25 protein-coding genes are annotated in these 20241 nt (G+C 42.3%); 16 read left to right on the top strand and 9 right to left on the bottom strand.

The annotated features are described in order from the left end of the window. Nucleotides 1–46 precede the first annotated feature (46 nt). The 7 genes from BRC29_03280 (at nt 47) to BRC29_03250 (ending at nt 7527) form a co-directional block, all read left to right on the top strand. Nucleotides 47–847 (top strand): hypothetical protein, encoded by an 801-nt coding sequence (locus tag BRC29_03280; protein PSG99124.1) that lies wholly within the window; start codon nt 47–49, stop codon nt 845–847. Nucleotides 848–1050: 203 nt separating this feature from the next. Further along, the gene (locus tag BRC29_03275; GenBank protein PSG99123.1) at nt 1051–1434 is read left to right on the top strand and encodes a nickel-responsive regulator 1; all 384 of its coding nucleotides are present in this window, start codon (nt 1051–1053) and stop codon (nt 1432–1434) included. 458 nt (nt 1435–1892) lie between these two features. Next, nucleotides 1893–3164, top strand: coding sequence for a hypothetical protein (locus tag BRC29_03270; GenBank protein ID PSG99122.1), 1272 nt, complete (start codon nt 1893–1895; stop codon nt 3162–3164). A 4-nt stretch (nt 3165–3168) separates the two neighbouring features. After that, nucleotides 3169–4269 (top strand): hypothetical protein, encoded by a 1101-nt coding sequence (locus BRC29_03265; GenBank protein PSG99121.1) that lies wholly within the window; start codon nt 3169–3171, stop codon nt 4267–4269. Nucleotides 4270–4309: 40 nt separating this feature from the next. Further along, nucleotides 4310–5506, top strand: a complete 1197-nt coding sequence (locus BRC29_03260; GenBank protein PSG99120.1) for a glucose-1-phosphate thymidylyltransferase — start codon at nt 4310–4312, stop codon at nt 5504–5506. After that, complete coding sequence (locus tag BRC29_03255; GenBank protein PSG99119.1) at nt 5503–7287, top strand: hypothetical protein; 1785 nt, start codon at nt 5503–5505, stop codon at nt 7285–7287. The genes BRC29_03260 and BRC29_03255 overlap by 4 nt, the downstream gene beginning before the upstream one ends. Nucleotides 7288–7311: 24 nt before the next feature. Then, nucleotides 7312–7527: a hypothetical protein gene (locus tag BRC29_03250; protein ID PSG99118.1), complete on the top strand. Its 216-nt coding sequence runs from the start codon at nt 7312–7314 to the stop codon at nt 7525–7527. On the opposite strand, the gene BRC29_03245 is transcribed toward BRC29_03250, so the two are convergent. Both BRC29_03245 and BRC29_03240 read right to left on the bottom strand, forming a co-directional pair. Next, nucleotides 7524–8042: a hypothetical protein gene (locus BRC29_03245; protein PSG99117.1), complete on the bottom strand. Its 519-nt coding sequence runs from the start codon at nt 8040–8042 to the stop codon at nt 7524–7526. The two genes, BRC29_03250 and BRC29_03245, sit on opposite strands and share 4 nt — an antisense overlap. Nucleotides 8043–8191: 149 nt before the next feature. Then, on the bottom strand, nt 8192–8359 hold the full coding sequence (locus tag BRC29_03240) for a DUF1931 domain-containing protein (protein PSG99116.1): 168 nt from the start codon (nt 8357–8359) through the stop codon (nt 8192–8194). 434 nt (nt 8360–8793) lie between these two features. Here BRC29_03240 and BRC29_03235 point away from each other — a divergent pair, with 434 nt between their 5' ends. Continuing rightward, nucleotides 8794–9240 (top strand): TIGR00270 family protein, encoded by a 447-nt coding sequence (locus BRC29_03235; protein ID PSG99115.1) that lies wholly within the window; start codon nt 8794–8796, stop codon nt 9238–9240. Here the strand turns inward: BRC29_03235 and BRC29_03230 are convergent, their stop codons facing one another. Then, nucleotides 9241–9708, bottom strand: a complete 468-nt coding sequence (locus tag BRC29_03230; protein ID PSG99114.1) for a hypothetical protein — start codon at nt 9706–9708, stop codon at nt 9241–9243. Between the two features lie 313 nt (nt 9709–10021). On the opposite strand from BRC29_03230, the gene BRC29_03225 reads away from it, so the two are divergent. Genes BRC29_03225 through BRC29_03210 form a run of 4 tightly spaced genes read left to right on the top strand, consistent with a single transcriptional unit; the run spans nt 10022 to nt 12846 of the window. Further along, nucleotides 10022–10264 carry a hypothetical protein gene (locus BRC29_03225; GenBank protein PSG99113.1) on the top strand — a complete coding sequence of 81 codons (243 nt, stop codon included), beginning with the start codon at nt 10022–10024 and terminating at the stop codon, nt 10262–10264. Further along, nucleotides 10257–10598, top strand: a complete 342-nt coding sequence (locus BRC29_03220; GenBank protein ID PSG99112.1) for a hypothetical protein — start codon at nt 10257–10259, stop codon at nt 10596–10598. Before BRC29_03225 ends, BRC29_03220 begins: the two co-directional genes overlap by 8 nt. Then, a complete protein-coding gene (locus tag BRC29_03215) occupies nt 10595–11506 on the top strand; it encodes a hypothetical protein (GenBank protein ID PSG99111.1) in 912 nt (303 codons plus the stop codon). The genes BRC29_03220 and BRC29_03215 overlap by 4 nt, the downstream gene beginning before the upstream one ends. Nucleotides 11507–11547: 41 nt before the next feature. After that, nucleotides 11548–12846 (top strand): histidine--tRNA ligase, encoded by a 1299-nt coding sequence (locus BRC29_03210; protein PSG99110.1) that lies wholly within the window; start codon nt 11548–11550, stop codon nt 12844–12846. Here the strand turns inward: BRC29_03210 and BRC29_03205 are convergent. Continuing rightward, nucleotides 12843–13229 (bottom strand): hypothetical protein, encoded by a 387-nt coding sequence (locus BRC29_03205; GenBank protein PSG99109.1) that lies wholly within the window; start codon nt 13227–13229, stop codon nt 12843–12845. The two genes, BRC29_03210 and BRC29_03205, sit on opposite strands and share 4 nt — an antisense overlap. Nucleotides 13230–13473: 244 nt before the next feature. On the opposite strand from BRC29_03205, the gene BRC29_03200 reads away from it, so the two are divergent. Continuing rightward, nucleotides 13474–14670: a GTPase gene (locus tag BRC29_03200; GenBank protein ID PSG99108.1), complete on the top strand. Its 1197-nt coding sequence runs from the start codon at nt 13474–13476 to the stop codon at nt 14668–14670. A 24-nt stretch (nt 14671–14694) separates the two neighbouring features. Here the strand turns inward: BRC29_03200 and BRC29_03195 are convergent, their stop codons facing one another. The 3 genes from BRC29_03195 to BRC29_03185 form a co-directional block, all read right to left on the bottom strand. Next, entirely contained in the window at nt 14695–15102 is a 408-nt protein-coding gene (locus BRC29_03195; protein PSG99107.1) for a VapC toxin family PIN domain ribonuclease, read from the bottom strand. Then, nucleotides 15099–15350 (bottom strand): AbrB family transcriptional regulator, encoded by a 252-nt coding sequence (locus tag BRC29_03190; GenBank protein ID PSG99106.1) that lies wholly within the window; start codon nt 15348–15350, stop codon nt 15099–15101. Before BRC29_03190 ends, BRC29_03195 begins: the two co-directional genes overlap by 4 nt. Nucleotides 15351–15428: 78 nt before the next feature. After that, nucleotides 15429–15728 carry a hypothetical protein gene (locus BRC29_03185; GenBank protein PSG99105.1) on the bottom strand — a complete coding sequence of 100 codons (300 nt, stop codon included), beginning with the start codon at nt 15726–15728 and terminating at the stop codon, nt 15429–15431. Between the two features lie 91 nt (nt 15729–15819). Between BRC29_03185 and BRC29_03180 the strand changes: the two genes are divergently transcribed. Both BRC29_03180 and BRC29_03175 read left to right on the top strand, forming a co-directional pair. Further along, nucleotides 15820–16758, top strand: a complete 939-nt coding sequence (locus BRC29_03180) for a hypothetical protein (GenBank protein ID PSG99104.1) — start codon at nt 15820–15822, stop codon at nt 16756–16758. Next, on the top strand, nt 16758–17186 hold the full coding sequence (locus tag BRC29_03175; GenBank protein PSG99103.1) for a hypothetical protein: 429 nt from the start codon (nt 16758–16760) through the stop codon (nt 17184–17186). Before BRC29_03180 ends, BRC29_03175 begins: the two co-directional genes overlap by 1 nt. On the opposite strand, the gene BRC29_03170 is transcribed toward BRC29_03175, so the two are convergent. Together BRC29_03170 and BRC29_03165 are read right to left on the bottom strand one after the other, a co-directional pair. Continuing rightward, nucleotides 17183–17944, bottom strand: coding sequence for a succinylglutamate desuccinylase (locus tag BRC29_03170; protein ID PSG99102.1), 762 nt, complete (start codon nt 17942–17944; stop codon nt 17183–17185). The genes BRC29_03175 and BRC29_03170 overlap by 4 nt on opposite strands. Further along, nucleotides 17937–19286 carry a hypothetical protein gene (locus BRC29_03165; protein PSG99101.1) on the bottom strand — a complete coding sequence of 450 codons (1350 nt, stop codon included), beginning with the start codon at nt 19284–19286 and terminating at the stop codon, nt 17937–17939. Before BRC29_03165 ends, BRC29_03170 begins: the two co-directional genes overlap by 8 nt. A gap of 99 nt (nt 19287–19385) precedes the next feature. Here BRC29_03165 and BRC29_03160 point away from each other — a divergent pair, with 99 nt between their 5' ends. Continuing rightward, nucleotides 19386–20240, top strand: coding sequence for a hypothetical protein (locus BRC29_03160; protein PSG99100.1), 855 nt, complete (start codon nt 19386–19388; stop codon nt 20238–20240). Nucleotide 20241: the final 1 nt, after the last annotated feature.

Below are 20241 nucleotides of genomic sequence, written 5' to 3'. Positions count from 1 at the left end.
AAGCTTCAATTCCTAAATAGAGAATGTGAACATAAAACTGAGCAACATGGCTAGTTGGGGCTTTGGCATCCTACTGATTCTCGCAGGGCTTGGCTCCCTCACAATGAGCGTACCGGCAGCAATAATCTACTTCATAACAGGAATATTTCTAATACCTAATGTTAGACAAGGAATAGATGATAGATTGGGTATAAAATTTTCAAGATGGGTTGTAGTATTGATAGCATTTGTGGGAATCGGACTAGGAGCAGCTATTACTCAAGATAGTACAGGAACTTCAGCTACGACATCGAAGGCAGATAATCAGCAGGAGCAACCTACGCAAGACTCTAATAATCAGCAAAATGAGTCGGAAAAAGAAGAACAGCCATCAAATAAACAGGTAAATTCAGAAAATGAACAAGAATCCCAGAACACTAAAGAAAGCCGTACACACTCAATAGGTGATGAGTTCACAGTCGGAGATGTCAGATATCAGGTAAATGGCGTGAAAACAAGAAAAGAGATAGGAGAACGAAGTTATGGCACATTGATAGGAGTGGAAGCAGATGGAAAGTTTATACTTGTAGATATGACTGTAATGAATGAGGCAAATGAAGCGATTAGGATGAGAGAGTCAAGTTTGAAGCTAATGATTGATGAAGCAGAATATAGTACAAGCTCAGAAGCGTGGGCTTACATGGAAGATAGCTTTACATTTGAACAACTCAATCCAGGGGTCCAAGTAGATGGGAATGTAGCATACGATGTCCCAGAATCAGCAGACACTGACTCAATGGAACTTCGAGTCAGCCCGGTTGGCTTATTCTCGATGGCAGAACCACATTATGTAGGACTAGCCAACTAGAAATTCTTTTTCTTATTCCTTCTTGAGAATTCCTGAACAGTAAAATAACTATCTATACAAGATCAATTCAGATCTGATTAGTTATATTTACAGTTGGCGAAAATCCGTTTTATGAACATCTTACTCTTTACTGATAAACGCCTGTTTTGGGCACGAGCAATGATTAACAATTCTTAATAAAATTAGTAGAAAAATGTAACAATATGAGTGTTGTAAGCGTATCACTGAACGATACACTGCTTGAAGATATTGACGACTTTATGGACGAACAAGGTTTCTCAGGTAGAAGTGAAGTTATGAGAACAGCTGTCAGAGCATTACTCAGAGACAGAAAAGAAATATCAGATCTTGAGGGAATAGTAGATGCTGTAGTAATTGTAACTCATAAGGACGAAGATTCAGGAGAAATCGACGATATACAGCACGACTACCAGGAAACGATTACGACTCAACTCCACAATCATATGGACGAACACAAATGTCTGGAAGTATTTATGCTACACGGAGAAGCAGGTAAAGTAAAACAGCTATACAACAAATTGCAGGCATCGAGCAAGGTTGAACAAGCGAAGATAATCGTGCCTTGATTTGTCCGATTAACCGCCGCTGTATGGAGTTTATCTGATCCTTACTTTCCCAAGCAATCTTCTTGGAACAGTTCTTCGCCATTTTGAGATACGAGAAGTTTCAACGGCCAAAGCTTACAGTAGTGGGTTCATATACTCGGTGTTCAACCAGAATTCCAAAATTATGTGGATGAAATACCCATACAGGAATAGATACCTTTATTGTGCAGAGCCGAAACTACCTTCCAATTTATATTATTTACTGATCAATGACAACATAGTGGTGTGTGGTGAGCTGTAGTATAAACAACTGTGAAATGCGAGGGGTGCACGTACACGAGACGGACGAGGATATCTCCGTATTCTGTGTACGTCATTACCAAGCCGCTCTTAAAGTGGCACGGGAGAAAAAGGTCGAAAGGTGAAACACCTTCCCCGAGCCGTTCATTTTAAACACATCAGTTTCCTAATTCTCATTCATGGATAAGGTAAAAATCTATCAGATAGGGCTTGACGACTTTGGAAGACATGGGTTCGACAAACTGGTGGAGCTTTCACGTGAGTTCGAGAAAATTGAGCTATGCGGTGTGTGTGACAAGGATTTTGAAAGGCTGGAAAGCGCTGAGAAATTCGCTGAAATAAACGATATTGAGATTGAGACATTCCAGCGAACAGAGGAAATGTACTCAAACGCCGAACAAAACTCGGGTACTGGAACAGAGCTTATGGTTTATGATGCAGGGCCAGCCACGGATCACTCAGAGAATATCTACAAATCGATGCAACATAATTTTTTCCATCTAGCAGAGAAACCGCCGTCAATGAACCGAGGAGAACATATTAGAGAGAAAAGACTCTCAGAGAAGGGAAATGCAATGTGGAAAGTAGATTTCATTGAAAGAGAGAACCCGACGGTAAAGAAAGCTATGGAACTCGTACAGGATAAGAATATTGAGAAGATTGAGACCTTCAGGGAGAGTTCCGTAGGAATTGAAAAGGCTATCGACAACGCTGCAAGGCTTGGAGTGAAAGGCGGAGATATACTGGACAAGATGATAAATGAAATTTACACCCTCGATGTACTGGAGAAAGCCGGAAACAGTATAGACCTTGAATTGAAAGATGTCGAATGCCGGTACTTCCACCCTAGGACTACGGATGGTGAAAGATTTACCGGGGTTTACAGCGGCCACACCGATAGAATTAATTCGGAAACATCGACAGGAATGACACAGGCCCTGTTTAAAGCTGATGATACAGAGCTGAAACTCCATTCCAGCTGGATGGGATTAAGTGAGGAAGCAATGTTCGCCTCACAGTCACTTGAGGAGAAAACCGGTCACAGATTCTTCAAACGCAACTTTTCCGAGATGAACGGTAAGGCATACGTAAACGAGGAAGCCCGGTTCTTCATAATCAGAGGTGAAAAAGACTTAGCCGGAGATATGATGAGCGGAAGTTTGTTTAATCTAGACACAGGCGAGGAAATTGAAACCGAGAACTATCTTCATGACCAGCTCTACCGCGTCCTGGAAAAAGCGGTTTTCCACGCATCAGGTAAAGACGTGGAAATTATTTCAGAAAAAGAAATTGACATCTTCATGAACGCCATATTCGATATCAAAGATACAATAAGATACGATAGAGACTACTACTCCGAACTGGAAAAAGCACAGGAAAAAATCAGAAGCCTCATTGTGGAGGACAGAAAAGTTATTGAAGCTGAAGAATCTGAGAAAATAGCAGGATAAACCAATGAAAGCTGTTATACCATGTGCCAAGAAAGAAGAATCCCTATACCCGTTTACTGAGTCAAAGCCAACCGGGATGATACCGGTAATGGGAAAACCGATCGTCAAACATTTGATCTCCGATCTTCAGAGCCAAGAAGTAGATGATATTTACATAGTCGCAAACCACAGAGAGGAAGACTTCAGAGAAGAGTTCGACGAATATACAAATGTTAACATCGTTACACAGGAGGAACTGAACGGTACAGGCGGAGCAGTAGAGACCTGCAGTTTCATTGAAGAAGACTTCATTGTGATCAATGGAGATGTCGTAACATCGGGAGAAGATATCTCCGCACTTCTGGAAAAGCACCGGGAAAACAACTCAAGTTCAACTATACTGGCTGCAACAGAGGAAAGCCCGGAAAAGTTCGGAGTTCTCAGCATAAAGAACGACAAAGTAGAGCGTATAACCGAGAAACCAGAGGAACCGGAAAACCCTCTCGTCAACACAGGTATATACGTTTTCAACCCGGAAATATTCAGCATTCTGGATGAGATGGAGGGCGAAAAAGAGCTGACCTATGCAGTCCAGAAAATGGTAGAGGAACAGGATGTCAGGTTTGAAATGGTGGAGAACTACTGGATAGACATAGGATCAAACCGGAAACTCTGGAAAGCCGACCGTGTAAAACGGGAAAACGAGATACTTAAAACAGATATACATGAAGACGCGCAAGTGCATGGAGATGCAGTTATAGACGGAGAGATAATTATAGAGAAGAACGCTCAGATCAATCCAGGAGCTGTAATTGAGGGAAAAACATTTATCGGCAGGAACAGTGTAATCGGCTCAAACACTCTGATCAGAGACTCCACGGTAACGAGAAATAGCCGGCTCCGTGGCGCTTCAGTAGATAAATCCCTACTATTCGAGAAAAATATCATCGACCCATTGACTCACTTAGAGGACTGTATTCTCGGGGAAGAATCCGATATCAAGTCAAACACCACCATCAAGGAATCATTTATCGGGCCAAGAAGCTTTGTTGAGATGAACAATTCGATCTACGGCGTCAAGTTCGTACCGGATGCGAGAACCGATCTAGGAGAGATCAGTAAATAGAAACTGTAAAGAAAGCTTTCTAACAAAACAAAGGATAAAGATGAAAGCAGTAATTCTCGCGGCGGGAAAGGGAACGAGGATGAAACCTCTCACAGAAGACACACCAAAACCGCTTCTCCCGGTAGCCGGTAAACCGATAATACAGCACAATATTGATCTCATAGATAGCTATGTCAATGAAATATTGGTGGTCGCCGGCTATAGGATAGAACAGTTTCAGGAATACTTCTCGGCTACCGATGTAAAAGTAATTGAGCAGGAAGAAGCTCGGGGAACCGCAGACGCTGCAGTTCAGGTCCGTGAATTCATTGAGGAATCAGCTGTTATAATGAACGGAGATGATATCTATGGCGGAAGCATCCAAAAAGTAATTGAGGGAGGTAACTCGGTTCTTGCAGCAGAGGCGGAAAAACCGGGTAATTACGGAGTTTACAGCGAGAGTGATGGAGAGATTAACGGCCTTGTAGAAAAACCTGACAATCCACCTTCCAGTCTTGTTAATACCGGCTGCTTTTCTGTAGATGTAGATTTCTTCGATCTGCTTGAAAAGGTAGAAAAGTCGAAACGTGGAGAATACGAGATAACGGACGCACTGAAACAGTATATCCAGGAGACAACCGTTGAAATGGTAAGAGCCGACAGATGGCTTCCCTGCAGTTATCCATGGCAGTTGATTAACGCAAACGGAGAACTTCTAGATTTTCACAAGAAGATCCAGTCAGAGGTACCTGAATCAACAGCTGTACGCGGAGAAGTCCGGATTGAAGGAGATGTAGAGATAGACAAAAACTGTGTTATTGAAGGACCTGCAATCATAAAATCGGGCTGTGAGATCGGACTGAACAGCCACATTAGGCCGGGAACCGTTCTGGAAGAAAATGTTGAAATCGGAAACTCAGAGATCAAGAACTCGGTGATAAGAGAAGGTTCTGCGGTCCCGCATTTCAGTTATATCGGAGACTCCTACATCGGGAAGAACGTCAACATCGGAGCCGGAACAAAGACCGCCAACCTACTCGGGAAGGAAAAAACCGTCAGGATGAAAGTAAAGGGAGAAATACATGACACCGGAAGAGAGAAAATGGGAGCAATTGTAGGATCTGAGGCAAAAATCGGTGTAAACAATTCGATCAAGCCTGGCCGGAAAATAGGTTATAAATCAGTGACTGACAGCGGAGAGAAAGTCGATGATAATATTCCGTCAGAAACAACATTGAGAGACGGGGATACTCTGTGAAGATAGGAATAGATTTCGATCGGGTTCTATTCGACACAGACGGGTTCAAGAAAAACTTAACAGAGAAGTTCCCAGAGTTCAATGAAACCTATGATCAGGCCAAGAAGGATAATTACTACAATCTAGAGAAACATGCCAAGTTACTTGGCGTAGAGGAGGAAAAACTTCTGGCAGAGATGAGAAAATGCGAGGAGTATCTCTACAGCGATGTGGAGAAGCTTGAGAAACTGAAAGATAAACATGAACTAATCATTGTCACCCGAGGCGATCCTGTTTTACAGAAAGAGAAGCTGGAGTACTCAGGAGCACTGGAATACTTCGACGGCTACGAGATAGTTACAGATGGATCAAAAGATGTGAGAGGTATTGATTTTTTGGTCGATGACTGGAAGGAAGAACTGGAGAGAATAGATCTTCCCGGTCTACTGATTGACAGGCAGAAAGAAGGAATGGAGAAAGTTATTGAATATCTTAATATCCCGGAGTACAAGAAAGTGTTCAAAAGATACGATGTAAGAGGAAAATACCCTGAAGAAGTCAATGAATATTTTGCCTATCGACTGGGAAGATCAGTTGCAAAACTGGTAAGGAAAAGAACATGGGAAAAACAGGTAGTAGTTTGCAAAGATCCTAAAGAAACCTCAGACAACCTGAAGAAATCGCTGATAAGAGGTATAAAAAACGGCGGAGTTTATGTAGTTGACTCTGGTACAGGATCTACTGATTACCTGGCGTTCTCTTCCGTAGAGGAAAATTCAGTCGGTATTCAGGTAACATCTTCTCATATGAAGCTTGAATTCAATGGGTTCAAACTTGTATACCCCGAAGGAAATGGTTTCATGAACAAGGATTTGGATTGTTTAAAGCAGATATTCCGGGAAAACAGCTTTCAGAGAGAAGAAGATGGAGCGGAAATCGAAAAAACATACTACAGCAAGTACCTTGACGCGGCAGAGGATTTCACCCTGAAACACTTTCAGGATACTGAACGGAAAATCGTGCTTGATAATCTTGGGGGTATAAAATCAAGTCGGGCAGGGGAACTACTGGAAACATTGGGAGCAGAAGTAATCAATCTCTCCGGTGACAAGCCGAAGATAGATCCTCCAGACCCGAAGCCTGAAAACTTGAGACATATCGAGAGAAAAGTGGAGGAAACAGGATCGGATATGGGTATCGCAACCGATATGGATGCTGACAGAATAGCTATCTACTATCAGGACGAATGGCTTTCCGGCGATGAAATATTTGCAGTACTGATCGAGGTAATGAAACCGGAAAAGGTAGTTGCCTCAATCGACTCCACAGAAATAATTGAGGAAACAGCAGAGAAACACGGCGAGATAGAATACACACAGGTCGGCGATCCATTCGTTATCGACAGAACAATCGGAACAGGAGCAAAACTGTCCGGAGAACCTAATGGCCACTACTGCTTCACACAGTTTGTTCCATACAACTCAGGAACCCTCGCAGCCGCAATGATCGCTGGATCAAACCTTAATGAGATCAAAAAGAAGCTTCCGGATATAAGTATCATGAAGAAAAGCATAGAAGTCGATGACAAATACAGTTCTATGGAAAAGGTGAAGAAAGAAGTGAAGAAAAGGTTCAAGATTATTTCAGAAATCGACGGAATAAAGTTTCAGACCGATAATTCCCGGGTTCTGATACGTTCCTCAGGTTCCTCCCATAAGCTTAGAATAACAGCTGAATCAAACACTGAAAAAGGCGCTGAGAATGTACTGAAGAAATCGGAGAAACTTATCCAGAACACATAAAACCCTCTCAGCTAATTATATACTATGACAGAGATACTACACGAATTCAGCGAAGGGCCGTACGATGTCCTAGAGTTCACGGTAAAAACCGATGATGGAAAGGCAATAATAGCGATTAACGACGGGGACCTGGGAAGGCTTCCAATCGAGAACCTTAACACTGTCGAAGAACTTCGAGAAGCACTCAACAAAGTAGAAACACATCTCGAAGAAATGGAAAGACGGAAAGAGGAGCTCTAGTCTATATCCTTCTCCATTACTTCCTGCTCAACTTCTTCCCCTTTAAGCTCTGTTTTCTCCTCCTCTACTGTTTCAAAGCCAATCTCGTGATAAAACCGGACAGCAAGATCATTCTCAGGTATAACTTTCAACCGCACTTTATCAATTATAGAAGAAAGCTTCTCCTCTACTTCGTAATAAAGCTCGGTTCCAAATACTTGCCGCCAGTAATCAGGATAGATGTAAAGCCTATGCAACTTCGCAACCGTATTTTCAACAGATGCATGGATAAATCCTGCCAGTTCACCTTCAACCTCAACAATGTAGAAATGATCTGACTCCTCAATATCCTGCTTTAGGCTATCCTCCTCATACCAGTCATTAATTATTCTATCAATAGTGTCCCGATCCAGTATCTCTATGTAGGTCTCTTTCCAGGTCTGCTCAGCAGCCTGCTGAATATCCCCGCATCTTCCGGCTTTGCATCTCGTATTTTCATCCTTAATACTTAATTGGGAAAACTGTCTATTATTTATTTATCATCGTATCTACAGATTCACCTTCCTCAAACCCCTCTCTTGACAAATGACCTAAAATTAAAATAGTGTAAACTTGGTCTAACCGTAAATACAGGTGAATCAAAAATAAGAAAGAGAAGAAAATTGGGTTTAGAGCAAGAACGCTATTACACGTCTCTTGCTTTGACTGTTCTGCGTCCGTTTGCTTCTGCTCTTTCTACAGCTCTCTCGATGTGTTCTTTTACCTCATCATCAAGTGCATCATAGAAGTCGGAGCCGACGTTGACTCCGTGTGCAGCGTCTCGGACGCCTGATTTCTTAAGTACATCTACCATGGTAATCAACCAAGAAAGTATTAACTGGCCTCTTTTTTATAGGTATGGCTTTTTCTACCTGAAAAATGGGTTGCCAGCGCCAGCCTGAAAGGTTTTACTACAGAAACATAAAAAAGTAAAGGTAGAGAAGGTTTTAAAGCCTCCTCTGTTTGACTCGCGTTAACAGCCTATAATTCCGTAGAGAACTGCCAAAGGTACCAGATATGATGAACCAAGTATAATCAATTTGACAGACTCAAATACTGCACTGTTTGCATCTAAAAGCGTTTACTTGCTCTCTCGGCCGTAGGAATGTCTTACTGCTATACATTGAGTAAACTCGACCTGATATACAGTAGGTAGAAGTGAAGCCTGTAATAGGTTAATAAACTTTCATTAACAAGCCACAATTGCAAACATCCAAACATATTCCAACTTTGAAGTGAACCACTAAAATGGCATCATGTGAACTATGTGGAAGAGACGTTGATTCTCTAAAAAAAGTTAAAATCGAAGAAGCAACTCTGAAAGCATGTGATTCATGTGCGGAAATGGGTGAGGAAGTAGCGACCGGGTCGAAGAAGAAACGGAAGAAAAAGAAGTCGACAACCAGAAGAACCAAAGAAGATACACTGGTAAACGGATACGGAGAAAAACTCAAGGAAGCCCGAGAAGGACAGCAACTATCTATCGAGGAGGTGGCAGATGATCTCAACGAGAAGGAATCTCTTATAGCAAAGATAGAAAAAGAGGATCTGAAACCTGATAAATCGCTGGCGGAGAAACTGGCGAAGAAGTTCGACATCACACTCTACACCAATCCAGAGGTTACAAATTACGATACAGGAGACAGCGTTGATAACCGTAAAGCAACGATGGAAGACGTAGCAGACATAGACTAGCTAATCCATCTTGAACTCTTCATCCAAAATCAGGTGGGAGAGAAGACCTATTCCTAAAGCTACACCTGGTAGAGCGCTTCCAAGTGTCAGAACTGACACCGTTGCACCAGTACACGCTGTCATAGCACAGAAAGAGATTGAATGAGTGAATCCTCTGTGCCTGATCTCCATCATGCCAATGCTCCAGTAGACAGATAGAAGTATAACTACATACAACAGATATTGGTATTGAACACTCACGGGAAGGAAAAATACAACTGAGGCTGATACCAGTGAGACTACTGCTTTGGCCGCTCTATGAACATAGGAATTCTTGTGATCAACATCAGGTAAGACAGAACCCATAAATACCGCGATAACCGATGCAACTGATTCAAATGGATTGAAGCTGAACATATTCTTCGTCAAGAAAGCAATCAATACAGCGGTCAAGAAACCGAACAGAACGTGTTCCGAAAAATCTCCCATGTAGAATAGATTCCGGAAACTGATTATTAAGTGATGGCTCCTCCAATAAACCTTGATCCATATTCATACTGTTAAGCAGTTCTTCAACCTATTGAAGGTCTTGGTCAGTATAGGATGATCTCTATGACTTAGCAAAAAACTATCAGCTCCGATTCTATCCCACTCTTCTCCCAAATCGGTTTATAAGTCATGGTACATACCGTATCCTACAGACGTGATCTATAATGAAAGGTGAATATGTTCACAAACAACGATCTATCAGAACAAAATTCTAAAACCAGTTTAAACAGCTCCAGCTCTCTTCTAACCTCAGGTGGCTGCGTTCACCTGGAAAGCAAGGGTAGACTCCAAGGGTAGAGTCACTATACCTGCAAGAATCAGGAAGAAACTAGGAATTTCTCAGGGCGACCGGATATCACTGTCCCTAAACTCTACCAGAGTCATCCAGAAACAAGTAGAAAACAGAGAAGAAGCAATTAAACTTCTATCCAGCCTGAATTTCGTGAAGAGTTTCAGTTACTCGGACGATTTTTTAGAGGTGGTCTTGGATGGATAATGTCAGGAGAGAACCCTACAAATCTCGAATTGTTACTTTTGGAGGGCACCTCAATCCCAAAAGTAAACGAAAAGAAAAACCTGAGATTGACGAAGTTGATGGTACGGAAGTATTATACCGGGACGGAGGAAGTGAGGTTCTGGGTGAGGTAGTTCGTGAACCATATGAAGAGAACGGATCCAAGTGGGTTGACTACAGACCTTTAAACCAAGAATACTCAAGGATGATTGGTTACATACTTGAGGGAGAAGAAGAAAGGGTTGAAGAAGAAATTGATAGATGTAGAGGAAAAATTGAAGATCTTTCACAGCCATTGGAGGAGAGCAAGAAATGACAGGTTTAGTTGTCGATACCGATCCTGGGATTGACGATGCTCTCGCCCTTCTATACCTCTCTTCTATGGAAGAGGTTGAGATAGAGTCTATCACAGTTGCAGCAGGTAATAGCACACAAGGAAACTGTCTGAAAAATGCGAACTATCTTACTGAATTAGCAGATATTGAATCGCCTGTTTACAGAGGATCAGAAAAACCTCTAAGCAGAGAACTTGAAACAGCGGAAAGCCATGGAGAAAACGGTTTAGGCGATCTAGAGGTATCTGAAGAATATAATTACTCGAATGGAAATGCTGTAGAAGCAATAATAGAAAATGCTAATTCAGACACCGATCTCCTTACTTTAGGACCTCTCACAAATATTGCAAAGGCTGTAAACAGAAAACAAGATGTACTCAGTAAATATAATTCCGTAACAGTAATGGGAGGAGCAATAAATACTTTCGGAAACGTAAACAGAGTTGCCGAGTTTAACTTCTGGGTGGATCCAAAAGCAGCTAACACCGTAATTCAAAACTCTCTTCAAGACACAAAAATAGTGCCTGTTAACGCCTGCAGAGAAGTGCAAATTTCAAGAAAGAAAATGAAAAACCTATTCGACAATTCTAAGTACGAAACCATTTTCAAACCCTATATACGATATTACCGTGAGAACAGTATTTTTGAAGGAGCTGTGATGTATGACCCTCTTGCTGCTGCAATCTCAGTTAATCCGAAAATTGCAGATTTCAGAAAAACTAATGCGGTAGTAGAGACAAAAGGAACAAATACTAGAGGAATGCTTGTTACTGAAAGACGGCCCCAGAAGCAAAGAAAACCCAATATAAGATATCCTAAAAATGTGGATCGGAATATGACTAAGGAAATTTATTCCCAAATCCAAAAAACTCAAATCGGTAAGACTTGAAAAGGTAGAGGATAGAATCTTCAATTAGAGGAAATCAAAATATGACAGAGATTCAGAGCCTGAAAGGATTTTATGACCGGTACCCGGATGAATGGAGCAGCTGGAAGAAACTGATTGAAGTAGTGGATGAAACAGCTGAGGAGTTCGGCTTCAGACAGATAGATACTCCGAACCTGGAGAAAGCTGATCTTTACAGAGTGAAGTCTGGCGATGAACTGATGGATCAGATGTACAGTTTTGAAGATAAGGGTAATCGGGAGGTATCACTCACACCGGAGCAGACTCCTACACGGGCCCGTTTGGTTCAGCAGAGAAAGGATTTGAAGACACCGATCAAATGGTATGACACATCCAAAAGATGGAGGTACGAGAACGTCCAGAAAGGTCGAGATAGAGAGTTCTTCCAAGGAGACTTTGACATCTTCGGAATTGAATCAGTTGAGGCCGATGCCGAGGTAATCGCAGCAGCCGCAAGAATATATGAAAAACTTGATCTAACGGATCGGGTAAGGTTCCAGCTGAACGACAGAAATCTTCTCGAGTCAATGCTTGAAGCTCACGGAGTAGAGAACACTGAGGAGGTAATGCAGGTAATTGACGACAAGGAGAAAATAAGTACTGAAGAATTCCTCAAAGAGATGGAAGAGACAGGAGTAGACTCCGGAAAGGCAGAGAAAATCGATGATTTAACCGGAATCTCAGGTCCGATAAGCGAACAGATAGGTGAGTTAAGGGAAAAAGCACCGGAAGAAGCACAGGAATCGGTAGATAGAATGGAGAATCTCTCCGAAGCCCTTGAATCCTACGATGTAGCGGATCAATGCCGCCTTGATCTATCGATTGTTAGAGGACTCGCTTACTATACTGGACTGGTTTTCGAGGCATTTGACGATGAAGGAGATCTTCGAGCATTATTCGGTGGGGGAAGATACGATGAACTGGTCGGTATTTTTGGGAGCCAGGAAGTACCGGCGGTTGGCTTTGCCTTCGGATACTCCACTACTGTGGAACTTCTCAAGAAGGAGGATCAATGGCCTCTGAAAGAGGTTGAGACTGATATCTATGTTCTCTCAGTAAGTGAAAACGTGAGAGACACCGCACTTAAGTATGCAACGACATTAAGAGAGAAAGGACTGTCTGTGGAAACTGATCTCTCCGGAAGAGGTTTTGGGGAACAGTTAGGTTATGCTGACTCGATCAACGCGAAAAGAGTGCTGATTGTCGGAGAACGTGACCTGGAAAACGATCAGGTAACGATGAAACATATGGATTCGGGGAAGGAAGAAGAAATCGAGAAAGATGAAGTAGTTGAACACCTGGAGAGGGAAAAATTCCTTTAACGACGGCTGTAAAAATCTCTCAATTTTATCTGCTTCTCCCTCTCTTCCTCCCTATAGAAATTGTATTCTCTGACAATCCATCGGGTTAACAGATTCTTTACAGACTCTATCTGCGCATCTGTCAGTTCTTTCTCCGGTTGGATCCTATGCGACATAAACAGCTGTTCCCTAGAAGTTGCGTTGCAGGCATGCATAGCCTTGTAAACCGGGTTCCCCGCGGTTGGAATCATGGGATCTGACTCGGGTTCTTCCAGTTTTCTCTCAACAATCCTTTCTGCATCATGCTTCACCTTTTCTATACCCTGTTCTTTGATTAACCGGATATCATTTTCATCCAGTCTGGGCCTGGTCCTGTCTCTTCCCGGGAGTTTCAACTTTCTCATGTCTGCATTAATGTTTCGAAATGATTTAAGAATGGAGATTTAGGAAATAAGTTTATCATCCGGTCCTCAACCAGTTTCTACCAACCAAATTGGATCGGTTCTCCCATAACTTGAGACCTCGGAGTTAATCTCTGATAGTCTTTTTACACCTATTAATTACAGAACTCGATGGCAGAGGCTTTCTTTTCTCCCAGATCTAGCACAAAAAGAGAACTTAAAAAGAGTTTTCAAGAGATGGTTCAACATGCCCTACAAAATCGGATTAGTTGGAAAACCCTCGGTTGGGAAATCAACATTCTTCAACGCTGCAACAATGAATACAGTAGAAGAGGGAAACTATCCCTTCACAACAATTGAGCCATCTGTTGGAGAGGCTTACGTTCGGGTAGACTGTGCAGCACCGGATTTTAGTGAGTCCTGTGACCCTAGAACAGGTTTCTGTCATAACGGTACAAGACATGTACCGATTAAAATGGTGGATGTCGCCGGTCTTATTCCTGGCGCTCATGAAGGAAAAGGACTTGGAAACAAGTTTCTGACCGATCTCAACGAGGCAGATGTTCTGATTCATATAGTGGATTTCTCTGGAGAAACAGATATCGAAGGAGAACCGACGGAAGGACATGATCCACGGGAAGACATTGATTTCCTGGAGAACGAGCTGGATATGTGGTACCTGGAGATACTTGAAAAGGGAATCCAGAGATATAAGAATAAGAAAGGTCAGCATGAACCAAAACTGGAGGAAGAGCTGGCAGAACAGATGTCAGCATTTAAGACCAACAAGAACGAGATCAAACAGATAATACTGTCCCTAGGGCTGGAACTTGAACCAGGAAACTGGAATGAAGAAGATCGTGAACAACTGGCGAGAACTATCAGGAAAGAGACCAAGCCAATGGTGATTGCAGCTAATAAAATGGATACAGAGAAAGCACAGAAAAACTATGAGGAAATTATCAACGATTCAGAGTACGAGGATCTAATTATTATACCTTGCTCTGCTCATGCCGAGAAAGCGCTGAAAAACGCAGCGAAAGAGGACGCAGTGGATTACTATCCGGGTGATGAAGACTTCGAAATAAGGACCGAACTATCCGAGGAGAAGGAGAAAGGACTGGAGAAGATCAGAGACTTCATACAGAATTATGATGGTACAGGAGTTCAGGAAGCCATGGAAACCGCACTGTTCGATGAACTCGGAGTTATGGCAGTTTTTCCCGGAGGTGCGGACGGACTCGGCGACGAACACGGCAACATTCTACCCGATGTATTCCTGGTTCCGGAAGGAGCAACAGCGGAAGACTTTGCATTCACAATTCACAGCGATCTAGGAGAAGGATTTTTACATGGTATCGACTGCAGAGAGAACCGACAAATCGGCTCAAACCATGAACTTAAGCATCTTGATGTTGTAGAAGTAGTTTCTGCTAATCAGTAGATCTGCAGAAATCAAAACACTTGTCTAGATTATCTCGGTTTCTACTTCCTCGATATCGCTGAAATCTGGGTCGCCAGTATATAACTTGTTACATCCGGTCATCTCAGTGATGGCAATATGAATCGAATCTGCGTATGAAATCGCGTTTTTCTGTCTTTCGTAGTATTTGTTACGCAGATCGGCTGCATATACTGCAACCTCCTCTGTAACAGGCATTATTTCCAGATTGTCAAAACTCCGTATTAGGCTGGTTAATCTATCGGCCTTTCTACGACCGTATTTTCTCTGAATCTGATACCTTACCTCCATCAAGACTGTCGCGGAAATTATAGCCGAATTATCCTCTACACTCTCTATTATCTTTTCTGTCTCTGCAGATTTTTCGTCTTCCTGAAAGAATTCCAACCATATCCAGGAATCAAGGAAAATCATCTCTGATCAGCCCACTTGCTATTTGATTCCTCTATCATATCATCAATCTCTTTCTTACTGAAAGCTATCTCAGAACGCATCTCCCGCATTTCCTCCAGAGGATTATCTGACTTCGGAATCATAACAACCTCGCCATCTCTTAATATGAAGGAGACTTTTGAACCAGATCCAATACCAAGTTTACTCCTTATATTCTTGGGAATTGTGACCTGACCCTTGCTCGTAACACTTGCATCTTCAGCTACCATTGCATAACCTCCTTACATTAATACTAATATCAATGTAGAATTAAAAAAGTTCTTACTTTGTGCAGAATAAGAAAGAATTCAGAACAACCCTGAATAGAGATTCTCCAGTGAACTGAAGAGATCTGCATCAGGTCCTGGTAAAGGCGTATTTTGTCCCCCGATTCCCGGATGGCTTAACGTTCTGATCGTATCGTTGTTTTGTCTGACCTCAAGCCTAAACGCCTCATCATCAGAGAATTCTGCCTCATACTTTATCATTGTCAGTACCTCTGCACAGGCCTGAATCGATTCATTGCCGTCAGAACCAAGTTGATCATTCACAGTTTTTACGCTCAGGATGTACTTGTCTTCGGTTTCTTCAACTTCGTGTTGTATCACATGGCATGGAGTCGAAGCTACGATATTTCCAGTGAAAGTTACAGTATTATCTTCCTCGGAGAACTGAACGTTTTCGAGTCTCGGCTCGGTAATGCTGCTGGAACGGTTTAACATACTGGTCTCTGCCCTCCAGCTAGTTCCGTTCCCTCCAACTGTGGTCGGAGCAAAATCATCGGAGCCTGATAACATAATAGCCATCTCGCCTTCTCTTGGTTCCGGGCCTCCGACAACCGCAGTTGCATCGGAAACCGTGAAAAATGCCACCAGAAGAAGTACTGGAACTATGTGTAATCTCATAGCTCAGAGTATGTCTTCTCAATTTATAAAGAAGATGCTGATTGTTCGATTACTTCCTAACAAGTTTTTGACATTAAGTATAAAGGTGTTGTATATGTTGGAAGAGGAAAAAAGGAAGGAATTGAAAAACCGGTTAGAACGGGAATTTTCAGATTACTACGAAATCTCCGGAGGCAAAAACTACCGTTTCCATCAGCTGGAAGCAGTTCGAAAACTAGCGCTAAAACTCGCCGAGAAAATAGATGAAGATCCAGACAGGAAAGTCCTGGAAATCGCCGCTCTTTACCATGATATCGGAAGAGCCGAAGATATAGAAGACGGAGAAATGGATCCGTTTAAAGGTCATGAAGGACATGATGAAAGAGGTGCAGAAAAAGTTGGAGAATTTATTTCAGAGAATGTTTCAAAGGAAGAACTGGAAAAGATCGAGAAGATGATAAGAAATCATCATTCAGAGGCTAAGACACTGGAAGGGAGGATTATGCAGGACGCCGATGATCTCTCAAACTTTGGAGTCAATAATCTCTGGCGTCAGATACATTATGCCTCCTACCATGAGCTAGATCTTGAAGACAGTTTTGAATATTTCTGGGATACAGCTGTAAATGAGTATCAACAGAAAATTGAGGAAATGTATTTTGAGGAAACCAGAGAGATAGCGAGAAAACGTTTGGAAAGACACAAAGAAGCGGTTGAAAACATTGAAAGGGAGAGGAATGCAGAGGATTTCTGATGGAGGAAATAGAAAATCTTGATGAACTGGAGTCGGGCGATAAAATTCTATTCGATGATAGAAAGCAGCCACTGGAGGTTTCAAAGGTTGAAGAAGATAGAGTCTTGGTTGCTGGACCTTCCGGCGGAGAGTACGAGATTTACGGGGAAGATGGTACAAGGCTCTGGAGCAAGGAAGGTAATCGGCGTTATTCCTCTTACTGTGAAGATCTGAGAAAAGTTGGTAACTGGGTTAGAGAGGATGATGTCTGGAAGCATTCATCTGGAACTGTTATAGAGCTGGAGAAAAATGAGATCGGTTACTGGATGATAGAAGCAGAAGGACTCGATATAGGGGAAGAACTGGATGTTCCCCGATACGGTTACTCGGATAAGGAAAAGGCTGAGGAAGAAGTAGAAAAAGTCGTAAAGAATAATCCTGAGGGCTAGAGTTCGGTTTTCCTGGCTTTAAACCCTATCATATCATCGTATCCGTCTGTTGACATTAGTATAGGATAGAAATCTTCTGAAGCAATCTTTGTATCGTCTTCTTTTTCAGCGAATACTTCTCCTTCCTGAACCAGCTGGAAATTCTGCGCCGTAAACCGGTAATTAGTTCCTTCTTCCTTGTCATAGACATGGAAAAATTCTGGGTCGGTCTGCCTGAAATCCTCGTCTATGACGCCTTCAGCGGCAAGAAAGTTTATGATCGTTTTGTAGAGGTGATCGGTTGTTTCACCTTCACGAGATGCTTCCGCTACCACCATATCTAGTTCATCATCCATTCCTCCTTCCACAAACGACATGTCAACTACCTTTTCAATTCCAGTGGATTCTGCCAGTTGTTTCTCTGTTTCATTGGGATTTGAGATAATCGCAAAAGATGCCGCTCTTGAGTTTGTGGTATGTAAATCCAGAGACTTCATTCCCTTTAGTTCATCGAAAAGTTTTGCTGCAAGTCTTTCCTCGTGAACACCTTCAGAATCCCCAGGGAATACACGGTTAAGATCTTTTTCCAGAAATCTTTCGTCTTCAGCTTTAGCCTCTTCATTCGCTAGAACCAATTTCAGAGGTTCATTAACTTCATAACCTGATTTTTTGAATCTTTGTATTGCGTCCCAACCTTCCGGTTCATCGCCGTGAACACATGCAATTACCGCATACTGTGGTTCGCCGTCTCCAAGTATTTCCACTTTCACATTATTCACCTAGAACAGCATCTTGACTCTTCAAAGCTTTTTCCATGGCCTCATGAGTATTTGACTCGTTTTCTTTCCGGGAATAGAACTCCTCTGCGATCTGGGCAGATGGAACACCTTCATCTAACCTGTTGTATAGGATGTCAAGGTAGCCATCATCCTCTACATTGCAGTATTCAAGTCCTTTCTCTGCCTTCTCAAGTTCTTTTTCAAGTACTTTTTCCGCATCCTCCAAATCGCCTTCAGGAGTGTACAGTTTGGTATCAAGTCCGTTATACATCGCGGAATATCTGTTCCGATTAACCTTTTCGATATCCATTAATTCCTCTTCAACATTCTGTGCGTAGGCTAATCGGCCTAAAACAAAACCGTGCATGGCGGTTTCATCTTCCAAAGTAGGTTGTGTTGATATTGCCCGTGATTCTACAATGATATCATGTATATCCTCTTCATTTTCATCTCTGAATTTGATCCTTGAATCTTTCCAGTAAGTTCCAATCCCTATATCAAGTGCTGCCACCTCCTCGTGGATAATAAACGGCTCAGATCTAACCCTTCCTAGGTAATCCTTTAGATCATCGTAGTATGAACTCATTTTGCCCGCATCAACATCTTCTTCAAGTCGGTCCTCCGTTCGTAGATCATGGCTTTTCTCCCAAAGAGGCATTCTAGTATCCGCATAACCTGTGTCCTTACCGTCAATAAAACGGGAATTGGCAGAGACGGCGCATAAGTAAGGAGTTATCATGTAGGTATAGTTTGCTTTATCGACAGCGTCCTCAAAACTGTCAGCTTCAATGTTTAGCTGCGTAGAATTGATTAAAGCGGCAATATCTGCGTTCCGTGGATCTACAGTTTCTTTCTTACCGAAACTTTCCGGTACCACGCCGTTCCTGTGTCTATCATGGAAGCCCGGAACTCTCTCATATTTTGGGTCGGTGGTTTTCTCAATATTATCCATATCTACGAACGGGTTTGTACCAGTACGGAGGATATTCACGTTTTCTGACTTCGCTTTATTGACTATATTGGATTCACGGTTTTCCAGTGCGTCTTCAAGATCTTCAAGCCTTGATGGCTCAATAGGATCGGTTTTGATCTCCACTTGAGTGGCTCCTATCTCGGGTACAGCATATTCAAATGGATCAATTATTTTGTTTCTGGTTTCCTCGGTGATCGGATCCAGGTTCCGGTCAACTGCAGGGTACTCCACCTCCAAACCAACCTTTGGATGATCATATTCTTTCCTGTATTTATCCTCGTTTTCAAGAATATCCTGAACCTGTTCGTCAAAAGCCTCTCTCATACTAGTCTCTTCTTCTGACTGCAGAAATTCTTCCAACTTTGGCATTATTCATCAATTCCAACTAAAAATTTTTATTCCTTTTTCTTACTCAGGTATGGTAAAAATATAGCTGAGGAATTTAATAGTTAAAACCAGAGATAATATGTGAAAGTAACTTGCCTGACGGATATACATGGATATCTAGATAGAGCTCTAGAATCATTCCAAGAACTGGAAGAAGAAACTGGGAAAACATTTCTAGAAGATGGAAAATGGGTTTCCGATCACAAACTTGTAGTTAACGGAGATGTATTTGACAGAGGACCGCGGAACCAAGATTCTCTGGAATGGGTGCTGGAGAATGCGGATGAGTATATAATCGGCAACCATGAATTTTTTGCGTTGTTTCCGGATGTAACACGGGATTTCGTATCAGAAGAATATATCGAAAATTCTACGGAAAGTAGTCTTTACTGGAGGGAAATGCCCGAAAGTGATCGAGAGAAACTGATAGAGGCAGCCGCTTCAGGAGACCTCAGTGCTGCTTTCAAAGGACATGAGTGTATCTACATACATGCCGGTCTGGAAAACCCAGATGTGGAGACACTTAACTCTCAATTACAGGAGGCGGGAGAAAAGCTGCTGGAGGGGTACAGGGACGGACCAGAAGCTTACGTTGAGGCTCAGAATGAACTAGTCTGGACTGTTGAGACAGAAAATGGCACGGAGCTGAGATCGAAGTATCCTGAACTCTTCGAAGCAAAAAGGCATCCTGAAGGTTTGAAGGGCGGTGCTATATGGAACCGGTTCAATCAGTTGGATACCGATGTTAAACAGGTAGTGGGACATACAACTAGCAAATACCTTAGAGAGAAAGGATTTGATTATAACCCGCAGCGGAATGGAGAAGCTCTAAACATCAATACCATCAGGGATAGCTTGGAGACAGGTTCTGTAGCTTTAACTGTAGAGGATGAAAGAGGTCTGAAAATTTACTCAGTAGAAATTGGAGAAAAATAAA

This window comes from Nanohaloarchaea archaeon SW_7_43_1, from assembly GCA_003009795.1.
Taxonomy (GTDB): domain Archaea; phylum Nanohalarchaeota; class Nanosalinia; order Nanosalinales; family Nanosalinaceae; genus SW-4-43-9.
This window is presented reverse-complemented; position numbering and strand designations above follow the sequence as displayed.

Excerpts from the sequence above, each read along its gene's own strand:
- BRC29_03240 (PSG99116.1), bottom strand. The coding sequence starts at position 8,359 with ATGGTAGATGTACTTAAGAAATCAGGCGTCCGAGACGCTGCACACGGA.
- BRC29_03275 (PSG99123.1), top strand. The coding sequence starts at position 1,051 with ATGAGTGTTGTAAGCGTATCACTGAACGATACACTGCTTGAAGATATT.
- BRC29_03230 (PSG99114.1), bottom strand. The coding sequence starts at position 9,708 with ATGGGAGATTTTTCGGAACACGTTCTGTTCGGTTTCTTGACCGCTGTA.
- BRC29_03205 (PSG99109.1), bottom strand. The coding sequence starts at position 13,229 with ATGAGAAAGTTGAAACTCCCGGGAAGAGACAGGACCAGGCCCAGACTG.
- BRC29_03265 (PSG99121.1), top strand. The coding sequence starts at position 3,169 with ATGAAAGCTGTTATACCATGTGCCAAGAAAGAAGAATCCCTATACCCG.
- BRC29_03250 (PSG99118.1), top strand. The coding sequence starts at position 7,312 with ATGACAGAGATACTACACGAATTCAGCGAAGGGCCGTACGATGTCCTA.
- BRC29_03220 (PSG99112.1), top strand. The coding sequence starts at position 10,257 with ATGGATAATGTCAGGAGAGAACCCTACAAATCTCGAATTGTTACTTTT.
- BRC29_03235 (PSG99115.1), top strand. The coding sequence starts at position 8,794 with ATGGCATCATGTGAACTATGTGGAAGAGACGTTGATTCTCTAAAAAAA.
- BRC29_03200 (PSG99108.1), top strand. The coding sequence starts at position 13,474 with ATGCCCTACAAAATCGGATTAGTTGGAAAACCCTCGGTTGGGAAATCA.
- BRC29_03190 (PSG99106.1), bottom strand. The coding sequence starts at position 15,350 with ATGGTAGCTGAAGATGCAAGTGTTACGAGCAAGGGTCAGGTCACAATT.
- BRC29_03195 (PSG99107.1), bottom strand. The coding sequence starts at position 15,102 with ATGATTTTCCTTGATTCCTGGATATGGTTGGAATTCTTTCAGGAAGAC.
- BRC29_03260 (PSG99120.1), top strand. The coding sequence starts at position 4,310 with ATGAAAGCAGTAATTCTCGCGGCGGGAAAGGGAACGAGGATGAAACCT.
- BRC29_03175 (PSG99103.1), top strand. The coding sequence starts at position 16,758 with ATGGAGGAAATAGAAAATCTTGATGAACTGGAGTCGGGCGATAAAATT.
- BRC29_03270 (PSG99122.1), top strand. The coding sequence starts at position 1,893 with ATGGATAAGGTAAAAATCTATCAGATAGGGCTTGACGACTTTGGAAGA.
- BRC29_03165 (PSG99101.1), bottom strand. The coding sequence starts at position 19,286 with ATGCCAAAGTTGGAAGAATTTCTGCAGTCAGAAGAAGAGACTAGTATG.
- BRC29_03280 (PSG99124.1), top strand. The coding sequence starts at position 47 with ATGGCTAGTTGGGGCTTTGGCATCCTACTGATTCTCGCAGGGCTTGGC.
- BRC29_03215 (PSG99111.1), top strand. The coding sequence starts at position 10,595 with ATGACAGGTTTAGTTGTCGATACCGATCCTGGGATTGACGATGCTCTC.
- BRC29_03180 (PSG99104.1), top strand. The coding sequence starts at position 15,820 with ATGCTGCTGGAACGGTTTAACATACTGGTCTCTGCCCTCCAGCTAGTT.
- BRC29_03210 (PSG99110.1), top strand. The coding sequence starts at position 11,548 with ATGACAGAGATTCAGAGCCTGAAAGGATTTTATGACCGGTACCCGGAT.